We start from the raw sequence: 23,066 nt of genomic DNA on the forward strand, positions 1-23,066 counted from the left end.
CTTCAGGGTAGACCAGATTCACTCCAGGAGTTCGCCCGTTCCGGTGTCGACCCCCGGTTCGGACGACGCCGCCCGCTCCCCTCCCAGGGACTCGGCCACCTTCACGGCCAGTGCGGGACCGAAGCCCTTGACCTCCAGGATCTCCTCGGGCGTGGCCGCGCGCAGCTTCTTCACGGAGCCGAAGTGCTTCAGCAGCGCCTTCTGCTTCGCGGGGCCGAGCCCCGGGACCTCGTCCAGCGCGGAGACCGTCATCGCCTTGGAGCGCTTCTGCCGGTGGAAGGTGATCGCGAAGCGGTGCGCCTCGTCCCGGACGCGCTGCATCAGGAAGAGCCCCTCGGAGGCGCGGGGCAGGATCACGGGGAACTCGTCGTCGGGCACCCACACCTCTTCGAGCCGCTTGGCGAGGCCCACCACGTGCACGTCCGTGACACCGAGGTCGTCCAGGGCGCGCTGCGCCGCGGCCACCTGGGGCGGTCCGCCGTCCACGATCACGAGGTTGGGCGGGTACGCGAACGCACGCGAGGTGGGCTCCTCGGCGTCCGGGGACACCTCGCCCGTGCTGAGCCCCTTCTCCGCGGCGCGGCGCTGCTGCTCCACGTGGCGGGAGAACCGGCGGTGGATCACGTCGTACATCGAGGCGGTGTCGTCCCGCGCGGCGTCCCCGGTGATCGAGAACTTGCGGTACTCGGACTTGCGCGGCAGGCCGTCCTCGAACACCACCATGGAAGCCACCACGTTGGTGCCCTGCACGTGGGAGATGTCGTAGCACTCGATGCGCATCAGCGCGTCCGGCAGCCCCAGGGCCTCCTGCAGCTGCTGCAGGGAGGCCGAGCGCGTGGTGAGGTCCCCCGCACGGCGGGACTTGTGCAGGGCGAGTGCCTGCCGCGCGTTCTCCGCCACGGTCTCCAGCAGCTGTGCCTTGTCCCCGCGCTGCGGGCGCTGCACGGTGACCTGCGAGCCGCGCAGCTGGCTGAGCCAGCCGCGGATCTCGTCCGCCTCGTCCGGCTCGGTGGAGACGTACACGGTGCGCGGGATGGTGTCCTGGCGGTAGGCGAGCTCCGAGGTGCGGCGGTGCTGGCCCACCACGTCCTCGCTGCCCTGCGCCGCGGGCTTCCTGCGGCCCGACGCCGCCGGGGCCAGCCCCGTCTGCGCCTCGCCGTAGACCTGCTGCAGCAGGTTGCTCATGAGCTCGGCGGTGGTGACGTCCTCCACCTTCTCCGTGATCCAGCCGCGCTGCCCGCGGATGCGGCCGCCGCGCACGTAGAACACCTGGACGGCGGCCTCCAGCTCGTCCTCCGCGATGGCGAAGAAGTCCGCGTCCGTGGTGTCCGCGAGGACCACCGTGTTGCGCTCGAAGGCCCGCTCCAGCGCCCCGACATCGTCCCGGCGCGCGGCAGCGGTCTCGAAGTCCATGCGCTCGGCGGCCTCGTTCATCTGCCGGGTGAGCTCACGGATGTACGGCCTGGCGTGGCCCGCCATGAAGCGGCAGAGGTCGTCCGCGAGCCGACGGTGCTCCTCCTGGGAGATCTCCCCCACGCACGGCGCGGAGCACTTGTCGATGTAGCCCAGCAGGCACGGCCTGCCGCTGCGCTCGGCCCGCTGGTACACGCCCTTGGTGCACGTGCGCACGGGGAACACCCGCAGCAGGGCGTCCAGGGTGTCGCGGATGGCCCAGGCCTGGGAGTAGGGGCCGAAGTACCGGTTGCCGGGCTTCTTCTCCCCGCGGGTGACCATGGCCCGGGGGACGTCCTCGGACATCGTGACCGCGAGGTACGGGTAGGACTTGTCGTCCCGGTAGGCGATGTTGAACCGCGGCGCGAACTCCTTGATCCACGTGTACTCGAGCTGCAGGGACTCGAACTCGGAGCCCACCACCGTCCACTGCACCGCGGCAGCCGTGGTGACCATGGCCCGGGTCTTGGGCGAGAGCTGGTGCAGCGGCGCGAAGTAGGACGACAGCCGGTTGCGCAGGTTCTTGGCCTTGCCCACGTAGATGACGCGGCCGTGCTCGTCCCGGAACCGGTACACCCCGGGGTTCGTGGGGATGTCCTGACGTGCGGGCCTGTAGCTGGCGGGATCAGCCACGCCCGAGGTCTCTCGCCGCCGAGGGGGACACGTTGTAGACGTCCTTGCGGGGCTGGCCGGAGAGTGCCGCGATGGCGTCCATGACCTGCGCCACGAGCTCCTTGCGCATCTTCCCCGTCTGCCGCTCCCCCGAGCGGGCCACCGTGATGGGCTCTCCCACGTGCATCTCGAACTTCGCCGGGCGGATCATGGTGGCCCCCGGCGGCTGCAGCCGCTGCGTGCCGATCATGCCCACCGGGACCACGGGGGCACCGGTGAGGTGGGCGAGGTACGCCACACCGGAGTGACCGCGGTACAGGTAGCCGTCCCGGGAGCGGGTGCCCTCGGGGTAGATGCCGAAGACCTTGCCCTCGCGCAGGTGCTCCACGGCGGGCTGCAGGGCGGCCACCGACTCGCTCTGCTGGCCGCGGGCCACGGGAATGATGTCGATGAACTCGAAGGCCTCCCGCATGACACGACCCTTGATCCCCGGGCTGTTCACGTACTCGGCCTTGGCGATGAACTTCACGCGTCGGGGCATGAATGCGGAGATGATCACGGAGTCCAGGAAGGTCAGGTGGTTGGCGGCAATGATCACGGGACCGCTCTGGGGCAGCCGGTCCAGGCCCGTGATCACGGGCCTGCACGTGAGCTTCAGCGCGCGCGCCACCGTGGCCTTGGTGAGGTCGTACTTGGTGATCATTGCCCGCGCTCCCTAGTGCTCCGTGTACCGACGGAGCAAGTGTGCCAAATCCCCGGGCTCCCCGGCGACTGCGGCACACCCCTGCTCCAGCTCCCCCGGGCCCGCGAAACCCCACGCGACACCGAGGCAGTCGAGACCGTGGCTGCGGGCGCCGTCGGCGTCGTAGCTGCGGTCCCCGACCATGACGGTGTGCGCGGGGTCCGGGGGCAGGGCACCGAGCCGGCGCAGCGCCTCGCCGATGATGGCGGGCTTGTCGTGGACCTGCCCGCAGCCCCCGCGCGGCGGGACGAGGTCGTCCGCGGCACCGCTCACGGTCTCGAAGTACGGGGCGAGGTCGAAGCGGGCCACCACCTCCGTGGCAATGTGCTCGGGCTTCTGCGTGGCCACCGCCTGCCGCACACCGGCATCCCTGAGCTGCTCCAGTACGGGCAGGATGCCGGGGTACACCCGCGTGCGCTCGAGCCCCTCCGTGAGGTAGCCCGCCCGGTAGACGGAGACCACCTGGGCGATCATCTCCTCGGGCACGTCCGTGAAGCGCCGCAGCGACTCGCCGATGGGCGGGCCCACGAAGCGGTCGAGGTTCTCGGGCGCCTCGAAACCGCACGTCCAGAGGGCCTCGGCCATGCCCTCGGTGATGGCGCCCACGGGGTCCAGGACGGTGCCGTCCAGATCCCACAGGACGACGGGTCGCTGCGCCATCACGAGCCCGCCGCGGCGGCGGCCCCCGCGGTCCTCCTGCTGGAGGCGCCGACCTTTCCACCGGAGCGGTGTGCGGCCTCGCGCTGCGCGGAGTTCTCGAGCACCTCCCGCAGGAACTGGCCCGTGAAGCTCTCCTCGATCTGCGCGACCTGCTCGGGCGTGCCCTGGGCGACCACCGTGCCGCCCCCGGAGCCGCCGTTGGGTCCGAGGTCCACGATCCAGTCCGCGGACTTCACCACGTCCAGGTTGTGCTCGATGGTCATCACGCTGTTGCCCTTGTCCACGAGGCTCTGCAGCACCATGAGCAGCTTGCGGATGTCCTCGAAGTGCAGTCCGGTGGTGGGCTCGTCCAGCACGTAGATGGTCCGGCCGTTGGCCCGCTTCTGCAGCTCCGCCGCGAGCTTCACCCGCTGCGCCTCACCGCCCGAGAGCGTGGTGGCGGGCTGGCCCAGGCGCACGTAGCCCAGGCCCACCTCCACCAGGGTGTTGAGGTAGCGCGCAATCGCCGCGAACGGCGCGAAGAACTCCGCGGCCTCCTCGATGGGCATGTCGAGGACCTCGGCGATGTTCTTGCCCTTGTAGTGCACCTCCAGGGTCTCCCTGTTGTACCGGGCGCCCTTGCACACCTCGCACGGGACGTAGACGTCCGGGAGGAAGTTCATCTCGATCTTCAGGGTGCCGTCACCGGAGCACGCCTCGCAGCGCCCGCCCTTGACGTTGAAGGAGAAGCGGCCCTGCTGGTAGCCGCGCACCTTGGCCTCCTGCGTTTCCGCGAAGAGCTTGCGGATGCGGTCGAACACACCCGTGTAGGTGGCCGGGTTGGAGCGCGGGGTGCGGCCGATGGGGCTCTGGTCCACGTGGACCACCTTGTCCAGGTGCTCCAGGCCGTCGATCCGCCGGTGCCGCCCGGGCACCTGCTTGGCCCCGTTGAGCTTGTTCGCGAGGCTCGTGTAGAGGATGTCGTTGACCAGCGTGGACTTGCCGGAGCCCGAGACGCCCGTGACCGCCACGAAGACGCCCAGGGGGAAGTCCACGGTGAGGTTCTGCAGGTTGTTCTCCCGTGCACCCACCACCGTGAGCTGCCGCTTCTTGTCGACCGGCCGCCGCTTCTGCGGCACCTCGATGAGCCGGCGCCCCGTGAGGTAGTCCGCGGTGATGGACTCCCGGTTCTGCAGCAGCTCGTCGTAGGTGCCGGAGTGCACCACGTTTCCGCCGTGCACGCCGGCACCGGGGCCCACGTCCACGATCCAGTCCGCCTCGCGCATGGTGTCCTCGTCGTGCTCCACCACGATGAGCGTGTTGCCCATGTCCCGCAGCCGCAGCAGGGTGTCGATGAGCCGGCGGTTGTCCCGCTGGTGCAGCCCGATCGAGGGCTCGTCCAGCACGTAGAGCACACCCACGAGCCCCGCGCCGATCTGCGTGGCCAGCCGGATGCGCTGCGCCTCGCCGCCGGACAGCGTGGCCGCGGCGCGCTCCAGGTTGAGGTAGTCCAGCCCGACGTCGATCAGGAACGTCAGGCGCGCCACGATCTCCTTGAGCACCTGGTCGCCGATCTTCGCCTCCCGGGAGTCCAGCGTGAGCTCCTCGAAGAACGTGAGCGACTCCCGCATGGGCAGCCGTGTGGCCTCCGCGATGCTCTTGCCCCCCACGGTGACCCCCAGGATGGTGGGGTTCAGGCGCGCACCGCCGCACTCGGGGCACGCCACCTGTCGCATGTACTGCTCGTAGCGGTCCTTGGCGTGGTCGGACTCGGTCTCCTCGTGCTTGCGCTTGATGTAGCCGTACACACCCTCGAAGCCCTGCGAGTACTTGCGCTCGCGGCCCCAGCGGTTGCGGTACGCCACGGTGACCTTGTAGTCCTTGCCCTCCAGCACGGCCTTGCGGGCCTTGGCGGGCAGGTCCTTCCACGGCGTGACCATGTCGAAGCCCACCTCCTTGCCGAGGCCCGCGAGCAGCCGGTTCCAGTACTCGCTGGTGGCCTTTCCGAGGGACCACGGGGCGATCGCGCCCTCCACGAGGGAGAGGTCCGGGTTGGGCACCACAAGGTCCTCGTCCACCTCGAGCCGGGAGCCGATGCCGTCGCACTTCGGGCACGCCCCGAACGGCGCGTTGAAGGAGAACGAGCGGGGCTCGATCTCGTCGGTCTGCAGCTCGTGCTCGTTGGGGCACGCCAGGTTCTCGGAGAACGTGCGCCGCTCGTCCTGCCACGGGGACTCCTCGCCCTCGCGCGTGACGATCTCGATGACCACGCGGCCCTCCGCGAGGTTCAGTGCGGTCTCCACCGAGTCCGTGAGGCGCTGGCGGGCGTCCGGCTTGGCGGTGAGCCGGTCCACCACCACGTCGATGGTGTGCTTGTACTGCTTCTTGAGCTTGGGGGCGTCCTCGAGCTGGACGGTCTCCCCGTCCACCACGGCGCGCGCGTAGCCCTGCTGGCTCAGCTGCTGGAAGAGGTCCTGGAACTCACCCTTGCGGCCCTTGACCACGGGCGCGAGGACCATGAAGCGCGTGCGCTCCGGGAGCTCGAGCAGCTGGTCCACGATCTGCTGGGGGGTCTGCTTGGTGATGGGCTCGCCGCACACGGGGCAGTGGGGGTGGCCGATGCGCGCCCACAGCAGACGCATGTAGTCGTAGATCTCCGTGATGGTGCCCACCGTGGAGCGCGGGTTGCGCGAGGTGGACTTCTGGTCGATGGACACTGCCGGTGACAGGCCCTCGATGAAGTCCACGTCCGGCTTGTCCACGCGTCCCAGGAACATGCGGGCGTAGGAGGACAGCGACTCCACGTAGCGGCGCTGGCCCTCCGCGAAGATGGTGTCGAACGCGAGGGAGGACTTCCCGGACCCGGACAGACCCGTGAACACGACCATGGAGTCCCGGGGGATGGTGAGGTCCACGTTCTTGAGGTTGTGCTCGCGGGCGCCCTGCACCACGATCTCCGTGAGGTCCGAGACCCCGGAGGCGCGCGTGGCGGGCGCGTGCACGGACGTGGGCTGGCGGTCGCTGGACGTTTCGTGGGTTCGCTCTGACACGGCTGCCACTCTAGTACCCGGCCCCGACACGCCCACCGGCCCTCCCGGCGGGCCCGGATCAGGCCCGGTGGCGGGCCCTGCCGGTGGGCGCGTGGGGTGCGCGGGCGGCGGCGTCGTCCCGGGGCAGCTCCTCGGGTTCCGCGTCCGACGCCGCATGGGCGCCGCGCGGGGTGCCCCGCTCCTCCCCGCGCCCGCGCCGCAGCCCGGACGCGTTCGGGTCGATCACCGGGATCTGTCCCGTCTCCGCGCGCTCCATGCGCAGACCGGCGGCCTCCACGGGGTCCACGCGCCGCGTCACCACGGTGATCTCCCCGGTGTCCGGGTCCACCTCCGCGACGTCCACGGTGGTGCGCAGCGGCGTCTCCTTCATGAGCAGCACGCACAGCAGGGTCACGAGCGAGGCGAAGCCCGCCACCAGGAACAGCAGCCCGGTGCCCGTGCCGTAGGCCTCGCGGATGGCCTCGAGCACGGCGGGTGGCAGACCCGCGAGGTCGATCGAGGCGGCGTCGGGGGTGGCCGACGGGTCCGTCCCGTGCTCCGCGGCGAACCGCGACATCTCCGAGGCGAGGTGGCGGGTGAGCAGGGCCCCGAAGAGGGACACGGCCACGGCACCGCCCACGGTGCGGAAGAACGCGACCGCGGAGGACGCCGAGCCCATGTCCTTGAGCCCCACGGTGTTCTGGACGGCGAGCACCAGGTTCTGGTTGAGCGTGCCCACACCCAGACCCACGAGGCAGATGTAGACGCCCACGAGCCACGCCGGGGTGGTGTGGGTCAGCTGCGAGCCCAGGAACAGACCCACCGCGAGGACCACCGCACCCACGATCAGGACGCGCTTCCAGCGCCCGAAGCGGGAGATCAGCTGCCCGGCAACCATCGAGCCCAGGAACGAGCCCACGACCTGCGGGAGCATCAGCAGACCGGACTCCGTGGGCGAGTAGCCCTGGCCCAGCTGGAAGTACTGGCCCAGGTAGGTGGTGGAGGCGAACATGGCCGCGCCCGTGGCGATCGCCGCGACGATGGCGAGCACGGTGGTGCGCTCGGTGATCACGTGCAGGGGCATGGTGGGTTCGCTCGCCCGGCGCTCCACCGCCACGAACGCGACGGCGCCGACCACGGCGACGGCCAGCAGCAGGACGGCCTGCCACGAGCCCCAGTCGAAGAGCTTGCCCGCGAAGGAGACCCACAGCAGCAGGGCGGAGGTGGCCAGGGCCAGCAGGGCCATGCCCAGGACGTCGACCCTGGGTGCCCGGTCGCGGGTGACCGCAGGGACGTGGAGCGTCTTCACGATCAGCACGGCCGCGAGCACGGACAGCGGAACGGGGATGAGGAAGCACCAGCGCCAGCCGAAGGCGTCCACGATCAGACCGCCCAGCAGCGGTCCCACGGACGTGGCCACGGCCATGACCGCGCCCATGTACCCCGCGTACCGCCCGCGCTCGCGCGGCGGGATGATGGTGCCCAGGATGGTCTGGGCCAGGGCCATGAGACCGCCCATCCCCACGCCCTGGATCACGCGGGCCACCACGAGCATGCCGATGCTCGTGGAGAGCCCCGCCGCACCCGAGCCGACCACGAAGATCGCGATGGCCATGAGCAGCAGCTTCTTCTTGTCGAAGAGGTCCGCGAGCTTGCCCCACACGGGGGTGGTCACGGCGTTGGCCAGCAGGGTTCCCGTGACGGTCCAGGACAGCGCCGTCTGGTCCCCTCCGAGGTCCGCCATGATCACGGGCAGTGCCGTACCGATGATGGTCAGCGTGACCATGGCCATGAAGAACGCCGCCAGGATGCCGGTCAGCGCCTGCAGGACGTCGCGGTGCTCCTGCTCGGGGCTGCGCGTGGCGGAACCACCGCGCCTCGTGTCTCGGGGGGCTGTCACTGGGTGTTCTCCTCTCCGCGCCCGGCCGTGCCGGACGCACCGGGGTGCAGGGGGTCGGTGGTGTCGTGGGATGCGACGGGGTCGTGGGACGCGGCGGGGCCCGTGGACACCGCCGGGATGGTGGCGGTTCGGGGGGCCGTCCCGAGCGATGCGAGGAACAGCTCCGTGAGCCGGGAGAGGCCGTCGCTCGTGCGGGCGGCGTCCTCCTCGCTCAGGTCTCCGAGCCGGGACGCGAGGCTCTCGGCGTCCGCGCGCAGGTGGCTCTCGAGCGCGGTGCGCCCGCTGGCCGTGAGGTGCACGATCTGCGCCCGGCCGTCCGCGGGGTCCGGCGTGCGGGCCACGTGCCCGAGCTGCTCCAGCACGGCGAGGTGGCGGCTCATGCCCGAGGCGCCCAGCGCGGACTCGGCCACGATGTCCTTGGCGCGGCGCCCTGGCGTGCAGCTCAGCAGCGTGAGGATGGTCGTCTGCACCACGCTCAGTTCCCGGTGCGCGGCCGACGCCTTGAGCACGCGCCGCGTGGCGCTCTGCAGCTCCAGCAGGTTGCGCACCAGGTCCTGCGCGGTGCCGTGGGACACGCTCACCGCGCGACCCCCTCCCCTCCGTGCGGCGGGCGCACTCGTCCCCCGCGGCGATATTTGTTTCACGCAACTATATATCTGCACCGCTGGGCTGTCCACGGGCGCGGGGGCACGCCCTCCCGGGGGGCTTCCGCCGTTCGCCCGTGCCCGGGCTCGCGGCCTACACTCGTGGGCATGATCGCCACGCAGACCGAGGTCACGGAACTCACCGACATCACCATCCGCCGGATTTCCGTGAGCGACATGGACAACAACGTGTACCTGCTCACCTCCAAGTCCGAGGGCACGCAGGTGCTCATCGACGCCGCCGACGACGCCCGCGCCATTGCGGGCATGGTGGCCGCCGGCTCCGGCGACTGCTCGGACTGGGGCAACCTGCAGCTGATCGTCACCACGCACTCCCACTGGGACCACGTGCGCGCCCTGGAGAACGTGGCCACGCACTCCGAGGCCATGACGGCCTGCGGTGCGGCGGACGAGAACGACATCGCCGTTCCCATGGACCTCACCTTCGACCACGGGGACACCGCCGAGCTGGACGGGCTCGAGCTGGAGATCGTCGAGCTGCGCGGGCACACCCCCGGTTCCATCGCCGTGGTCTACCGGGACCCGGACGGCCCCGCCCACATCTTCACCGGGGACTCCCTGTTCCCCGGCGGGCTCGGCAAGACCTCCTCCCCCGAGGACTTCCGCCAGCTCTTCCAGGACGTCACCGAGCGGCTCTTCGACCGCTTCGACGACGACACCGTGATCCACCCGGGCCACGGTGCCCCCACCACGCTGGGTGCCGAGCGGCCGCACCTGCAGGAGTGGGAAGAGCGCGGCTGGTGAGCGTCTCCCCCGCCCGCGCCCCGCGGGACGACGACGCCGCTGCCGCCCGGTCCTCCGCCGACCGCGCCGCCTACGTGGCGGTCCTGGTCTTCCCGCTCCTCGTCCTGGCCGGTGGTGCTGCGGGGTACCTGTTCGCGCCCGCTGTGCACCAGGCCGCACCCTGGACGAACCCGCTGCTGGGGCTCGTGATGTTCGGCATGGGACTGACCCTGCGCCCCGCGGACTTCGCACTGGTGGCCCGGCGGCCCGTGCCCATCCTGGTGGGGGTCCTGGCCCAGTACGTGCTCATGCCGGGGATCGCGGTGCTCGTCTCCTGGGCCCTGCAGCTGCCGCCCGAGATCGCCGCCGGCGTGATCCTGGTGGGCTGCGCCCCCGGTGGCACGGCCTCCAACGTGGTCTCCTACCTGGCCCGCGGTGACGTGGCGGTGTCCGTGACCATGACGTCCATCTCCACGCTCCTGGCGCCGCTGCTCACTCCGGTGCTCACCCTGTGGTTGGCCGGCGCGTACATGCCGCTCAACGGCGGTTCCATGGCGAAGTCCATTGCCCTGGTGGTGCTGCTGCCCGTCCTGCTCGGCCTCGTGGTGCGCCTGGCGCTGCCGCGCGTGGTGACGCGCCTGCTGCCGGTGCTCCCGTGGCTGTCGGTCCTCACCATCGCCGTGATCGTGGCCATCGTGGTCTCGGGCTCCGCGGACAAGATCCTGCAGGCCGGCCTGCTCGTGCTGGTGGCCGTGGCGGTGCACAACGCCCTGGGCATGACCCTGGGGTGGCTCGTGGGCCGCCTGACCGCTCAGCCCGCGCCCGTGCGGCGCACCACCGCCATCGAAGTGGGGATGCAGAACTCGGGGCTCGCCGCCGGGCTGGCCGCGCAGTACATGTCGCCCCTGGCGGCCCTGCCCGGAGCCGTGTTCTCCGTGTGGCACAACCTCTCCGGAGCGGTGTTCGCGCTGCTGTGCCGCCGCGCGGACGCGAAGGCCGGGCGCGGCGTCGTCGTGGACTGACGGGTCCCGTGTGGGTGTCCCCGCCGGCCGCTAGGCTGACCGGGATGAAACTCCTCGACTCCCTCGCCCCAGACCTCTCCGCCCCCGGTCACCAGTATCTGCGGGGGGACTTCGCCTCCAACCCGCTGAGCGAGGACGAGATCTACGAGGGGTTCCTCGGCTGGATCGCCTCGCGGGACATGGAGCTGTACCCCGCGCAGGACGAGGCCGTGCTGGAGGTGGCCAACGGCTCCAACGTGATCCTCGCAACGCCCACCGGCTCCGGGAAGTCCACGGTGGCCGTAGCGGCGCACTTCGCGGCGCTCGCGCGGGGGCAGCGCTCGTACTACACCGCGCCCATCAAGGCACTCGTGTCCGAGAAGTTCTTCGACCTGTGCGAGATCTTCGGGGCGGAGAACGTGGGCATGGTCACCGGGGACTCTGCAGTGAACGCCGAGGCGCCCATCGTGTGCTGCACGGCGGAGATCCTCGCGAACGTGGCCCTGCGGGAGGGCCCGGACGCGGACCTCGGCGTGGTGGTCATGGACGAGTTCCACTTCTACGCGGACCCGCAGCGCGGGTGGGCGTGGCAGGTGCCGCTCATCGAGCTGCCGCAGGGCCAGTTCCTGCTCATGAGCGCCACTCTGGGGGACACCACCCGGATCGAGCACCGGCTCGAGGAGACCACGGGGCGCACCACGTCCCTGGTCTGCTCGGTGGAGCGGCCCATTCCCCTGCACCACTACTACTCCGAACGCCCCATCCACGAGGAGCTCGAGGAGCTGCTCACCACCCACCAGGCCCCCGTCTACGTGGTGCACTTCTCCCAGTTGGCGGCCGCGGAGCAGGCGCAGAACCTGATGTCCGTGGACGTGCTGAGCAAGGAGGAGAAGCAGCGGGTCGCGGAGCTCATCAAGGACTTCCGGTTCTCGGCGGGCTTCGGCAAGACCCTGAACCGGCTCGTGCGCCACGGGATCGGCGTGCACCACGCGGGCATGCTGCCCAAGTACCGTCGGCTCGTCGAGCAGCTGGCCCAGACCGGTCTGCTCAAGGTCATCTGCGGCACGGACACCCTGGGCGTGGGCATCAACGTCCCCATCCGCACCGTGCTGCTCACGGCACTCTCCAAGTACGACGGTCGCCGCACCCGCCGCCTGAGCGCACGCGAGTTCCACCAGATCGCGGGCCGCGCCGGACGCGCGGGCTACGACACCGCGGGCACCGTGGTGGTCCAGGCCCCCGAGCACGTGATCGAGAACGAGCGCGCCCTGGCCAAGGCCCGCGCCAAGCACGGGGACGACCAGAAGAAGCTGCGCCAGGTGCCCCGGAAGAAGGCACCGGAGGGCTTCGTCTCCTGGAGCCGCAAGACGTTCGACGGTCTCGTGGCCGCCCAGCCCGAGCAGCTCACGTCCTCGTTCGGCATCACCCACTCCATGGTGCTCAACATGCTGCAGCGCCCCGGGGACAACCTGGCGGCGGGCTACCGGCTGCTCACCGCCGTGGACGAGCCCCGCGCCAAGCAGCGGGCCCTCGTGCGCCACGCACTGGCCATCCTCAAGGAGCTGCTGCGCGCCGGTGTGGTGGTGCGGCTTCCCGAGCCGGACGAGACCGGACGCCGCTACCGGCTCACCGTGGAGCTGCAGGAGAACTTCGCGCTGAACCAACCGCTGTCCCCCTTTGCCCTGGCGTCCCTGGGGCTGCTGGACCCGGAGTCCGAGACCTACGCGCTGGACGTGGTCTCCGTGATCGAGGCCACCCTGGAGAAGCCCCGGCAGGTGCTGAACCTGCAGGAGAAGAAGGTCAAGGGCGAGGCGCTGGCCACCATGAAGGCCGAGGGCCTCGAGTACATGGAGCGGATGCGCGAGCTCGACGAGATCAGCTATCCGCAGCCCCTCAAGGAGCTGCTGGACCAGGCCTTCGAGACCTACCGCGGCTCCTCGCCGTGGGTCTCGCAGTTCGAGCTGTCCCCCAAGTCGGTCGTGCGGGACATGTACGAGCGCGCCATGACGTTCGGGGACTACGTGCAGTTCTACGGCCTGGCCCGCTCGGAGGGGATTCTGCTGCGCTACCTCTCGGACGCGTACAAGGCCCTGCGCCAGACCGTGCCGGTGGATGCCACCACCGAGGCGCTCACGGACCTCGTGGAGTGGCTCGGGGAGTCCATCCGGCAGACGGACAACTCCCTGCTGGACGAGTGGGAGAAGCTCGCGTCCGGCGAGGAGTCCCCCATGGAAACCGGCGCGGACTCCCTCGAGGAGCTCGTGGCGGAGCAGCCCGAGGGCGTCACCGCCAACCGCCGGGCCTTCCGGGTGATGGTGCGCAACGCCCTGTTCCAGCGGGTGGAGCTCTTCGCCCAGGAGAAGGACAAGGTGCTGGGCGCCCTGGACGAGAAGACCGGGTGGGACCGCGACCGCTGGGCGGACGCGATGGACGCGTACTTCGACGAGCACGAGGACATCTACACCGACGCCCAGTCCCGCGGCCCCTCCCTGATCCGGATCACCGAGGACCCCGAGGGCCTGGCCGGGTTCTGGACCGTGGTGCAGGTCTTCGACGACCCCGACGGCCACCACGACTGGGGCATCAACGCCCGGATCGACCTCGCGGCCTCGGACGAGGACGGCTTCCCCGCCGTGCTCGTGGACAACGTGGGGCCGGTCACGGACACCGGGCGCTGAACCGGCCACACAGTAATGCGTCCAGATACGCATAGTTGGATATGATGCGCTTCAAAGCGCATATCGGAGGAGGACAGGGATGTTCGTCCTGACCATCGACCGCCGCGCGTCCCGCCGGGACCGTGACGGTCTGGACATGCGTGCCGAGCGTGACCGGCTGCAGCGCGACCTCCCCCACCCGGTGCTCGACTGGGACGTCAACGCCGGGGACGAGCTCCAGGCCCTGTACGACGACGCCGCCGCCGCCCTCGCCGCCGTCCTGGCCCTCACCGCCACGGAGCAGTGGCACGTGGGACTGGGCGTGGGTGCCGTGGACGAGCCGCTGGCCGGAACCGTGCGGGAGTCCACGGGCCCCGCCTTCGTGGCGGCGCGGGAGGCCGTGAACGCGGCCAAGGAGCAGGACACCCCCGCCGTGCGGGGCAACGAGTGGGCCGAGCAGGCCGGGGCCGTGCTGGGTCTGGTCTGCGCCGTGCGCGGACGCCGCTCCCCCGCCGGGCACGAGGCCGCCGCGCTGGCGGAGTCCGGGCTCACCCAGCACGCCGTGGCCGCGCGGCTCAACATCGGGCAGTCCTCGGTCTCCCGCCGACTGAGTGCGGCCCTGTGGCACGAGGAGCGCGAGGCCCGCGACAGCATCCGTGCCCTCCTGCAGCTCGCGGACGGCCACGAACCGGATCGGGCCGCCGCGGACGCGCCACGCGCTCCACACCAGGGAGCCACGCAGTCCGCGCGGACTCCCGCCCGCCACGCCACCGGGAGGCAGACGCCGTGACCCTTCTCCGACCCCTCGCCACGGTGGTGCTGCCCGCCGCGCTCGTGCTCGTGACCGCGGTGCTCACCTGGGTCTCGGGCACCGTGCCCCGGGAGTGGGCCTACCCGGCGCTGCTCGTGGCCGGATCACTGTCCGGTGACCCCGTGGTGCGCGCCGTGTTCTCGTTCGCGGACGTCTCCCACGAGCGGCCGCAGCCGGCCACGAGCCCCTGGACGGAGTCCGAGGCCACGGCCGAGCCCGTGGACCCGCCCCTGCGCGGCGGCCTCGTGATCGGGGCGCTGGAGCGCGCCGCCGCCATCGTCTCCCTGCTGACCGGCATGGTGGCGGGCATCGGAGTGGTCGTGGCCGTCAAGGGTCTCGCGCGCTACGGCGAGTTCACCAACGCCCGCCAGCGCGAGCAGTTCATCATCGGCACCCTGGTGTCCCTGCTGTGGGCCGCGCTGTTCGCGGGCGCCGCGCTGTGGTGCACGACGCCGCCCGGGCCGTTCGCCGGGTAGCCGGCGGGCCCGCGTCCCCGGCCGGGCGGCGTCGTCCGCCCTCTCCTACCGGGCCCCACCCGGGACCTCCGGAGAGGGCGTCACCACCCGGCCCGTCTCCTCGAACTCCCGGTGCTGGCCCCGTGCGGTCTCCAGCATGTGGCGGAACCGGGTGCGAGACCCGATGAGCTCCTCCTTGTGCTTCTCCGAGATCCTCGGGAAGTGCTCCTGGAGGTCCTTGAGCCGGTCCGCGATCTCGTGGCGCCGCTCCGCGGGAGCGTCTGCCGGCAGGGCCAGGTAGCGCTCCGTGAGGTCCTGCGTCTTCTGGATCGTGCGCAGCGCGCGGCCCTTCGGGCTGAACAGGGACGCGAGCACGGTGACCACGAGGACGCCCACGATCACGGTGAGGGACGTGCCGATGCCGATCTCCACCACGGCCACGTGCTCACCGTTGTTGATGAACGGCAGCGTGTTCTCGTGCAGTGCGTGCAGGATGAGCTTCACGCCGATGAAGGCGAGGATCACCGACAGTCCCCACGAGAGGTAGATGAGGCGGTCCAGCAGGCCGTCGATCAGGAAGTAGAGCTGCCGCAGCCCCATGAGCGAGAACGCCGTGGCCGTGAAGACGATGTACGGCTCCTGGGTCAGCCCGAAGATCGCCGGGATCGAGTCCAGCGCGAAGAGGATGTCCGTGCCGCCGATCGCGATCATCACGAGCAGCATGGGGGTCAGCGCGCGCTTGCCGTGGTGGACCGTGAACAGCTTGTCGCCGTCGTAGTGGTCCGTGGTGTGGACGACCTTCCGGGCCAGGCGCACCACCACGTTGTCCGCCTCGTGGGACGCGTTCTCCGTCATCTCCCCCTTGATGAGGTTGCCGGCCGTGAAGATCAGGATCAGCCCGAACAGGTAGAAGACCCACGCGAACGCGTTGATGGCCGCGGCACCCACGAAGATGAACACCGTGCGGGCCACGAGCGCGAAGACGATGCCGAACAGCAGCACCTTCTGCTGGTCCGCGCGCGGCACCGCGAAGGAGCCCATGATGATGAGGAACACGAACAGGTTGTCCACGGACAGCGCCTTCTCCGTGATGTACCCGCCGTAGTACTCGGCCATCAGGGTGGTGCCGTCCAGCCACAGGACCACGAGGCCGAACGCGAGGGCGATGCCCACGTACACCGCGGACCACACCGCAGCTTCCCTGATGGTGGGCTCGTGGGGCTTGCGGGCGTGGAAGATGAAGTCGTAGGCCAGCAGGCCGAGGATGAAGGCGATCGTGACGCCCCATTGCAACGTGGTGATCTCCACGGGGACTCCTTGTGGGTGGGTGGAACCGCACAAGTCTCTCCCCCACGTCCGGGATCCTGCGCCTCGTGGCGGGTCTTCCGGTGGTCGTGGCCCGTGCCCGGCCCGGCGGTGGCGCCGGACGTACTGACGTGCACGGGGAGGCGGGATACTCCCCTGATCGTCACCCACTATACCGGTGGCGCACCCCCTGTGCCCAGACCCCGCCGAGGTGATCGTGGCCTCGCGGGATGCGGCGCCGGAACGCCGTGCCGGACGCCGCGGGCCCCACCGGTCCTCGACCGGTGGGGCCCGCTCCCCGGCGGATGGTCAGTTGTTCTCCGCCTCCGCGACGCGCTTCTCCCGCAGCCCGTGGGCGCGCTCGAGCAGGTCGTGGTAGCGGGCCTCGGACTCGATGAGCTCGTCCTTGTACTTGGCCTTCACGCCCGGCAGCTGGTCCCGGTACTTCTTCATCTTCTCCGCGGCCTTGGTCCGCTCCTCCACGGGGGCGGACTCCGGGAGGCTGAGGTAGCGCTCGGACCAGTCCCGCGCACCGTTGATGATGCGCACGGCGCGGCCCTTGGGGCTGTAGAGGGACGCCACGACCGTGAGCACCAGGACACCGATGATGACCGCGAGGGAGAACCCGGTGGTCACCTCCACCACGTGCACGGGTTGACCGTCGTTGATGAACGGCAGGGTGTTCTCGTGCAGTGCGTGGAGGATGAGCTTGACGCCGATGAAGCCCAGGATGATCGCGAGTCCCCAGGAGAGGTAGATGAGACGGTCCAGCAGCCCGTCGATCAGGAAGTAGAGCTGGCGCAGACCCATGAGGGAGAACGCCGTGGCGGTGAAGACGATGTACGTCTCCTGCGTGAGTCCGAAGATCGCGGGGATGGAGTCCAGGGCGAACATGATGTCCGTCAGCCCGATGGCCACCATGACCAGCAGCATGGGGGTCATCACGCGTTTGCCGTCCACCTCCGTGAACAGCTTGTCGCCGTCGTACTCGTCCGTGGTCTTGAGGAAGCGCTTGGCCAGGCGCACCATGATGTTGTTGGCCTCGTCGTCCTCGTCCTTGTCGGTGATCTCGCCCTTGACCAGGTTCCCGGCCGTGTAGATGAGGAAGAGCCCGAAGACGTAGAACAGGGCGGCCCACCGGTTGATGGCGGCCGCGCCCACGAAGATGAACAGCGTGCGGGCGATCAGCGCCACCACGATGCCGAACAGCAGCACCTTCTGCTGGTCAGCGCGCGGGACCTTGAAGGACGCCATGATGATGAGGAACACGAACAGGTTGTCCACGGACAGCGCCTGCTCCGTGACGAACCCGGCGTAGTACTCCGCCGCGAAGGCCGGTCCGTCCCAGAACAGCACGATGAGCCCGAACAGCAGTGCCAGGGAGACGTACAGGCTCGTCCACGTGGCCGCTTCCTTCACGGTGGGCTCGTGGGGCTTGCGGGCGTGGAAGATGAAGTCGTAGGCCAGCAGGCCCACGATCACCGCGATGGTGATGCCCCATTGCAGTCCGGATATTTCCACGGGTACCCCTTAGGCGTGAGAGTGACAGGGAACAACCCGGGACCGGGCCGTACAGGAGCGCCAGTTTACCCGAGCGGCGCCCTTGGCACCCGGGCCGTGGGCCCGGTCACGCGTGGCCCGCCTCCTTCATGCGGCGCAGCTCCTTCTTGAGGTCCGCGATCTCGTCCCGCAGGCGCCCGGCGAGCTCGAACTTCAGCTCCGCCGCGGCGTTGCGCATCTGCTCGCTGAGCTCCCCGATGAGCTGCACGAGGTCCTCCGCGGGTGCCGCCGCCACGCCGTCGCGCAGCAGCTTGGACTCCGCCGCAGCGGCGTCGCCGCCCTTCTGCGTCCCCTTGCCCTTCGCACCCTTGACCGGTGCCGTGTGGTTGTTGGCCGCGGCCCGCTGGGCGAGCAGGGCCTGGGTGTCCTCGTCCTCGCGGGCCAGCTGATCGGTGATGTCCGCGATCTTCTTGCGCAGCGGCTGCGGGTCGATCCCGTGCTCCGTGTTGTACGCCACCTGGATCTCGCGGCGCCGGTTGGTCTCCTCGATGGCCACGTCCATGGAGCGGGTGATCTTGTCCGCGTACATGTGGACCTCGCCGGAGACGTTGCGGGCCGCGCGGCCGATGGTCTGGATCAGGGACGTGGTGGAGCGCAGGAAGCCCTCCTTGTCCGCGTCCAGGATGGCCACCAGGGACACCTCGGGCAGGTCCAGGCCCTCGCGCAGCAGGTTGATGCCCACGAGGACGTCGAACGTGCCCATCCGCAGCTCGCGCAGCAGCTCCACACGGCGCAGGGTGTCCACGTCCGAGTGCAGGTACTGCACCTTGACCCCGTGCTCCATGAGGTACTCGGTGAGGTCCTCGGCCATGCGCTTGGTCAGAGTGGTCACGAGCACACGCTCGTCCCGCTCCACGCGCAGCTCGATCTGCTCCAGGAGGTCGTCGATCTGACCCTTGGTGGGCTTCACGACCACCTGCGGGTCCACCAGGCCGGTGGGTCGGATGATCTGCTCCACCACGGAGTCCACCTTGGACATCTCGTACGGACCCGGGGTGGCGGACATGTACATGGTCTGCCCGATCCGCTCCAGGAACTCGCCCCACTTCAGGGGCCGGTTGTCCATGGCGGAGGGCAGCCGGAAACCGTGGTCCACCAGGGTGCGCTTGCGGGACATGTCCCCCTCGTACATGCCGCCGATCTGCGGCACGGTCACGTGGGACTCGTCGATGATGAGCAGGAAGTCGTCCGGGAAGTAGTCCAGCAGGCAGTGCGGGGCGGACCCGCGCGGGCGGCCGTCGATGTGCAGCGAGTAGTTCTCGATGCCGTTGCAGTAGCCCATCTGCTCCATCATCTCGAGGTCGTACGTGGTGCGCATGCGCAGCCGCTGGGCCTCCACGAGCTTGTTCTGGGACTCCAGCTCCTGCAGCCGCTCCCGCAGCTCGTCCTGGATGGACTCGATGGCCATGGCCATCCGCTCCGCGCCGGCCACGTAGTGGGAGGCGGGGAACACGTACATCTCCTGCTCCTCGTTGACGATCTCCCCGGTGAGCGGGTGCAGGGTGTAGATGGCCTCGATCTCGTCCCCGAAGAACTCGATGCGCAGCGCCATCTCCTCGTACATGGGGATGATCTCCACGGTGTCCCCGCGCACGCGGAATGTGCCACGGTGGAAGTCGACGTCGTTGCGCACGTACTGCATGTTCACGAACTGGCGCAGCAGGGCGTCCCGGTCCATCTCCTGGCCCACGGCCAGGGTGACCATCTGCTTGACGTACTCCTCCGGTGTGCCCAGGCCGTAGATGCACGAGACCGTGGAGACCACCACGGTGTCCCGGCGGGTCAGCAGCGCGTTGGTGGCGGAGTGGCGCAGCCGCTCCACCTCCTCGTTGATGGAGGAGTCCTTCTCGATGAAGGTGTCCGTCTGCGGCACGTACGCCTCGGGCTGGTAGTAGTCGTAGTAGGAGACGAAGTACTCCACCGCGTTGTTGGGCAGCAGCTCCCGCAGCTCGTTGGCCAGCTGCGCGGCGAGCGTCTTGTTCTGCACGAGCAGCAGAGTGGGCCGCTGCACGGCCTCGATCAGCCACGCCGCGGTGGCGGACTTGCCGGTGCCCGTGGCGCCCATGAGCACCACGTCCTTCTCGCCGCCCTGGATGCGCTCCGAGAGCTCCGCGATGGCCCTGGGCTGGTCCCCGGCGGGCTGGAACTCGGACACGACCTCGAACGGGGCGACCACACGGTTGATCTTCTGCGCGAGCGACATGCCACCAGGCTACGCGGGCCCTCCGACACGCACGACGACGCCGCACGGCCCTCTGGGTGCCGCGTCGTCCGCGTGCGGAAACGGCCCCGGGACGTGCCCCGTGACGAGCTGTTCCGTCCCCGGGTCCGGCAGTGCCCGAGGAGTCCCGCGCCGTGGATCCGCCGCGGCCGCCGACTGGCGGTCAGGCCGTCTCGGCCTCCCACCACTGCCGCACCTGGCGTTCGAGGTCCTGGCGCGTTGCCGAGTTGTCGAAGACGGTGGTGGCCACGGCACGGCGCTGGGCGTCCGAGGCCTGGGCGGCAATGCGGCGTCGCGCGTCGTCGGGGTCCATGCCGCGGTCCGCGACCATGCGGCGCACGCGCTCGGCCTCGGGGGCCTCGACCACCAGCACGCGGTCCATGTCCGTGTGCTGACCGGTCTCCACGAGCAGCGGGATGTCCTGCACGAGCACTCCCCCGGGTGGCACCGTGGCCGCGAGCCGGGCGGCCTCGGCACGCACCAGCGGGTGCATGATGCCGTTGAGCGCGGCGAGCTCCTCCCGGTCGGCGAACACGAGCGCGGCGAGGGCGGCGCGGTCCAGCCGCCCCGTGCCCCGGTCCAGGACCTGCTCGCCGAAGTGCGCCACGATGGCGGCCAGCCCCGGGGCCCCCGGCTCCTGCAGCTCGCGGGCAAGGGCATCGGCGTCCACCACCACGGCGCCGAGGCGTGCGAGGCACCGGGAGACCGTGGACTTGCCGGAGGCGATGCCGCCCGTGAGACCGACCTTCAGGACGTCAGTTCGTCCCGCGCGCGTGAACGGTTCCGTCATGCTCCTGGCCTTCCGTGGGATCGTCCTCCTGCAGGACGGGCAGGACCTCATCCTCCCAGATGGCGCGGACCTGCTCGCGCACCTGCGCGACGTCCCCGTCGTTGACGATCACCCGGTCCGCGATGTCCCTGGTCTCGTCCTCGGACGGCGCCCGGTCCACGATGTCCCACGCGACGTCCGCGGGCACGCCCTCGTCCTCGCGCAGCCGCTGGACGCGCTCCTCCGCGGGCGCGGCCACGGCCACCACGAGGTCGAAGCGGTCGTGCTGCTCCGTCTCGAGCGGGTCGCGGAGCACCTGGACCATCACGGCATCGGGTCCGGCCTCCCGGGCACGGCGCCGCGCCGTCTCCCGCATGTGCGGCATCAGCAGCTCGTGGGCGCGGGTGCGCACCGTCTCGTTGCGGGGCATGAGCTCGTCGAGCGCGTCCGAGACGTCGGCCGCCGGTGCCGCCGGGCCCGTTCCCAGCTGCTCGCCGAAGATGCGGTCCACCTCCTCACGCGTGGCGGTCCCTGGCTCCAGCAGCTCGTGCCACATCTGCACACTGTCCAGCATCACGGCGCCGAGCTCCTCGAAGGCGTGCGCCGCGGTGCGCTTGCCCGAGGAGGCGCCACCCGTCAGTGCCAGCTGGTACACCGGGCGGCCCTCCTGCTCGCGCTGCCAGTGCCACGTGCGCGGTTGGTGGGTGTCGTTCTCGGGCTCGGTGCCCACCTCGTACTCGGGGCGGATCACGAACTCGGAGACCGCCGCTGTGTCCTCCTGCGCGCGCCGGTGGTACTCCTCCGCGGGAAGCACCTTCTTCCACTGCCGGGTGCGCATGGGGCGGGCCGTGCCCGCGTCCTGCCGCAGCGCCTGCAGCAGCATGACCGCCTGCAGCACCTCCAGCAGCATCACGGGCGCGCCGATCACGATGATGACCTCCTGCAGCGCGTCGAGCCCGTTCTCGCCCGCGGTCAGCAGGATCGCCGCGCACACCGCACCCACGGCCAGGGTCCAGAAGACCCGCTGCCGCCGGGGTGCCTCGTCCTCGTGCCCGTTGGCCATCGCGTCCATGACCAGGGCACCGGAGTCGATCGAGGTGATGAAGAAGATGGTGATGACCACCAGGGCCACCAGGGCGGTGACGGCGAACCAGGGCATGGAGCCGAGGAACTGGAACAGCGCGGCCTCGGGGTTGCCCTGGGTCACGATCGTGTCCGTGAGGCTGCCCCGGGTCTCGGGGGCCCGGTCGATGCGGATCGCGTTGTAGCCGTAGATCGCCATCCACACGGCCACGAAGGCCGAGGGGACGGCCAGCACGCCCACCACGAACTGGCGGATGGTCCGGCCCCGCGAGATCTTGGCCACGAACATGCCCACGAAGGGCGCCCACGTCACGGTCCACGCCCAGTAGAAGACGGTCCAGTCCCCGGACCACTCGCCGTTGCCGTGGGTGTCGTTGAAGAACGCGAGCGTGGGCAGCTGGTTGACGTAGCTGCCCACGGACTCCACGATCGCGCGCATGGTGGACATGGAGGCACCCGCCATGAGCACGAACAGCATCAGGGCCACCGCGAGCACGATGTTGGCGTAGGACAGCCGCTTGACGCCCTTCTCCATGCCTGCGACCACGGAGGCGAGACCCACGGCGGTGATGACCGCAATGATGCCCGCCTGCACCCAGCCCGACACGGGGACCCCGTACACGTAGGTGAGGCCGCTGTTGATCTGCAGGGAGCCCATGCCCACGGAGACCGCGAGTCCGAACACCGTGGCGACGATCGCCAGGATGTCGATGGCCTTGCCCCACGGCCCGTGGATGCCGTCCCCCAGCAGCGGGTGGAACGCGGAGGACACCCGCGGAGGCAGCTTGCGCTTGTACGTGAAGTAGCCGAACGCGAGCCCCGGCACCGCGAGGATCGTCCACATGTGCAGCCCGAAGTGGAAGTTGGCGATGTTCAGCGCCTCCACGGCCGCCCGGTCGGAGCCCGCCTCCGTGCCGTACATGGGCGGGTTCGCGTAGTGGGTGATCGGTTCGGCCACACCCCAGAACATCAGGATGGCCCCCACCCCTGCCGCGAACAGCATGCCGAACCAGGTGAGGCCGGAGTACGCGGGCAGGGAGTCGTCGTCGCCGATCTTGACGCGGCCGTAGCGGCTCACCGCGAGACCCAGCGCGAAGACCACGAGCGCCGTCACGCTGAAGGTGTAGAACCAGCCGGTCTCGTACCGCAGAACGTGGGCCACGGCACCGAAGGCACCCTGCACGGGACCGGGGAACAGACCCATGGCCACGGTGAACACGACCACCAGGGCCGCCGAGAGGAAGAAGATGGAGGGTGTGGTGCGTAACCCGAGACGGTCGTGGAGACGATTGAGCACGGAAACAATGCCTTCGGCTGGAGAATGGGTGGGGTGGGCCGCCACGGCGGCCGCACTCACTGTACCGGCCCGTGAGTTCGTCTCCCGCGGGTGGCGCGGCGGGCGGCGCGCAGCCGCATTCCTAGACTGGTCGGGTGCCCCACGA

16 protein-coding genes are annotated in these 23,066 nt (G+C 70.1%); 5 read left to right on the forward strand and 11 right to left on the reverse strand.

The window, feature by feature from the left end:
* Positions 1-18 precede the first annotated feature (18 nt).
* From uvrC to CWC38_RS05595, 6 genes are all read right to left on the reverse strand, one after another.
* A complete protein-coding gene (gene uvrC, locus CWC38_RS05570) occupies positions 19-2,085 on the reverse strand; it encodes an excinuclease ABC subunit UvrC (RefSeq protein WP_121845826.1) in 2,067 nt (688 codons plus the stop codon).
* Positions 2,078-2,767 (reverse strand): lysophospholipid acyltransferase family protein, encoded by a 690-nt coding sequence (locus CWC38_RS05575; RefSeq protein ID WP_121845827.1) that lies wholly within the window; start codon positions 2,765-2,767, stop codon positions 2,078-2,080. Before CWC38_RS05575 ends, uvrC begins: the two co-directional genes overlap by 8 nt.
* 12 nt (positions 2,768-2,779) lie before the next feature.
* A complete protein-coding gene (locus CWC38_RS05580; protein WP_121845828.1) occupies positions 2,780-3,466 on the reverse strand; it encodes an HAD hydrolase-like protein in 687 nt (228 codons plus the stop codon).
* Positions 3,466-6,447, reverse strand: a complete 2,982-nt coding sequence (gene uvrA / locus CWC38_RS05585) for an excinuclease ABC subunit UvrA (RefSeq protein ID WP_121845829.1) — start codon at positions 6,445-6,447, stop codon at positions 3,466-3,468. Before uvrA ends, CWC38_RS05580 begins: the two co-directional genes overlap by 1 nt.
* A gap of 106 nt (positions 6,448-6,553) precedes the next feature.
* Complete coding sequence (locus CWC38_RS05590) at positions 6,554-8,374, reverse strand: MDR family MFS transporter (RefSeq protein WP_121845830.1); 1,821 nt, start codon at positions 8,372-8,374, stop codon at positions 6,554-6,556.
* Positions 8,371-8,955, reverse strand: a complete 585-nt coding sequence (locus CWC38_RS05595) for a MarR family winged helix-turn-helix transcriptional regulator (protein ID WP_121845831.1) — start codon at positions 8,953-8,955, stop codon at positions 8,371-8,373. Before CWC38_RS05595 ends, CWC38_RS05590 begins: the two co-directional genes overlap by 4 nt.
* Before the next feature lie 171 nt (positions 8,956-9,126).
* Between CWC38_RS05595 and CWC38_RS05600 the strand changes: the two genes are divergently transcribed.
* From CWC38_RS05600 to CWC38_RS05620, 5 genes are all read left to right on the forward strand, one after another.
* Entirely contained in the window at positions 9,127-9,783 is a 657-nt protein-coding gene (locus CWC38_RS05600; protein ID WP_121845832.1) for an MBL fold metallo-hydrolase, read from the forward strand.
* A complete protein-coding gene (locus CWC38_RS05605; protein WP_121845833.1) occupies positions 9,780-10,784 on the forward strand; it encodes a bile acid:sodium symporter family protein in 1,005 nt (334 codons plus the stop codon). Before CWC38_RS05600 ends, CWC38_RS05605 begins: the two co-directional genes overlap by 4 nt.
* Before the next feature lie 44 nt (positions 10,785-10,828).
* Entirely contained in the window at positions 10,829-13,441 is a 2,613-nt protein-coding gene (locus tag CWC38_RS05610; protein WP_121845834.1) for a DEAD/DEAH box helicase, read from the forward strand.
* Between the two features lie 79 nt (positions 13,442-13,520).
* Positions 13,521-14,210 carry a transcriptional regulator gene (locus tag CWC38_RS05615; RefSeq protein ID WP_121845835.1) on the forward strand — a complete coding sequence of 230 codons (690 nt, stop codon included), beginning with the start codon at positions 13,521-13,523 and terminating at the stop codon, positions 14,208-14,210.
* Positions 14,207-14,707: a hypothetical protein gene (locus CWC38_RS05620; RefSeq protein ID WP_121845836.1), complete on the forward strand. Its 501-nt coding sequence runs from the start codon at positions 14,207-14,209 to the stop codon at positions 14,705-14,707. Before CWC38_RS05615 ends, CWC38_RS05620 begins: the two co-directional genes overlap by 4 nt.
* A gap of 45 nt (positions 14,708-14,752) precedes the next feature.
* On the opposite strand, the gene CWC38_RS05625 is transcribed toward CWC38_RS05620, so the two are convergent.
* The 5 genes from CWC38_RS05625 to CWC38_RS05645 all read right to left on the reverse strand — a co-directional run bounded on the left by CWC38_RS05625 (position 14,753) and on the right by CWC38_RS05645 (position 22,921).
* A complete protein-coding gene (locus tag CWC38_RS05625; RefSeq protein ID WP_121845837.1) occupies positions 14,753-15,994 on the reverse strand; it encodes a TerC family protein in 1,242 nt (413 codons plus the stop codon).
* Positions 15,995-16,300: 306 nt separating this feature from the next.
* Positions 16,301-17,512, reverse strand: a complete 1,212-nt coding sequence (locus CWC38_RS05630) for a TerC family protein (protein WP_121845838.1) — start codon at positions 17,510-17,512, stop codon at positions 16,301-16,303.
* A gap of 106 nt (positions 17,513-17,618) precedes the next feature.
* Positions 17,619-19,754 (reverse strand): excinuclease ABC subunit UvrB, encoded by a 2,136-nt coding sequence (gene uvrB / locus CWC38_RS05635; protein ID WP_121845839.1) that lies wholly within the window; start codon positions 19,752-19,754, stop codon positions 17,619-17,621.
* Between the two features lie 181 nt (positions 19,755-19,935).
* Positions 19,936-20,562: a dephospho-CoA kinase gene (gene coaE, locus CWC38_RS05640; protein ID WP_121845840.1), complete on the reverse strand. Its 627-nt coding sequence runs from the start codon at positions 20,560-20,562 to the stop codon at positions 19,936-19,938.
* Positions 20,528-22,921, reverse strand: a complete 2,394-nt coding sequence (locus tag CWC38_RS05645; protein WP_240625070.1) for a dephospho-CoA kinase — start codon at positions 22,919-22,921, stop codon at positions 20,528-20,530. The genes coaE and CWC38_RS05645 overlap by 35 nt, the downstream gene beginning before the upstream one ends.
* Between the last annotated feature and the right edge of the window lie 145 nt (positions 22,922-23,066).

This window comes from Kocuria tytonicola (assembly GCF_003687455.1).
In the GTDB taxonomy this organism is placed as follows: Bacteria; Actinomycetota; Actinomycetes; order Actinomycetales; family Micrococcaceae; genus Kocuria; species Kocuria tytonicola.

Coding starts and splice junctions, on each gene's coding strand:
- CWC38_RS05575 (WP_121845827.1), bottom strand. CDS start 2,767: ATGATCACCAAGTACGACCTCACCAAGGCCACGGTGGCGCGCGCGCTG.
- CWC38_RS05580 (WP_121845828.1), bottom strand. CDS start 3,466: ATGGCGCAGCGACCCGTCGTCCTGTGGGATCTGGACGGCACCGTCCTG.
- CWC38_RS05600 (WP_121845832.1), top strand. CDS start 9,127: ATGATCGCCACGCAGACCGAGGTCACGGAACTCACCGACATCACCATC.
- CWC38_RS05610 (WP_121845834.1), top strand. CDS start 10,829: ATGAAACTCCTCGACTCCCTCGCCCCAGACCTCTCCGCCCCCGGTCAC.
- CWC38_RS05615 (WP_121845835.1), top strand. CDS start 13,521: ATGTTCGTCCTGACCATCGACCGCCGCGCGTCCCGCCGGGACCGTGAC.
- uvrB (WP_121845839.1), bottom strand. CDS start 19,754: ATGTCGCTCGCGCAGAAGATCAACCGTGTGGTCGCCCCGTTCGAGGTC.
- coaE (WP_121845840.1), bottom strand. CDS start 20,562: ATGACGGAACCGTTCACGCGCGCGGGACGAACTGACGTCCTGAAGGTC.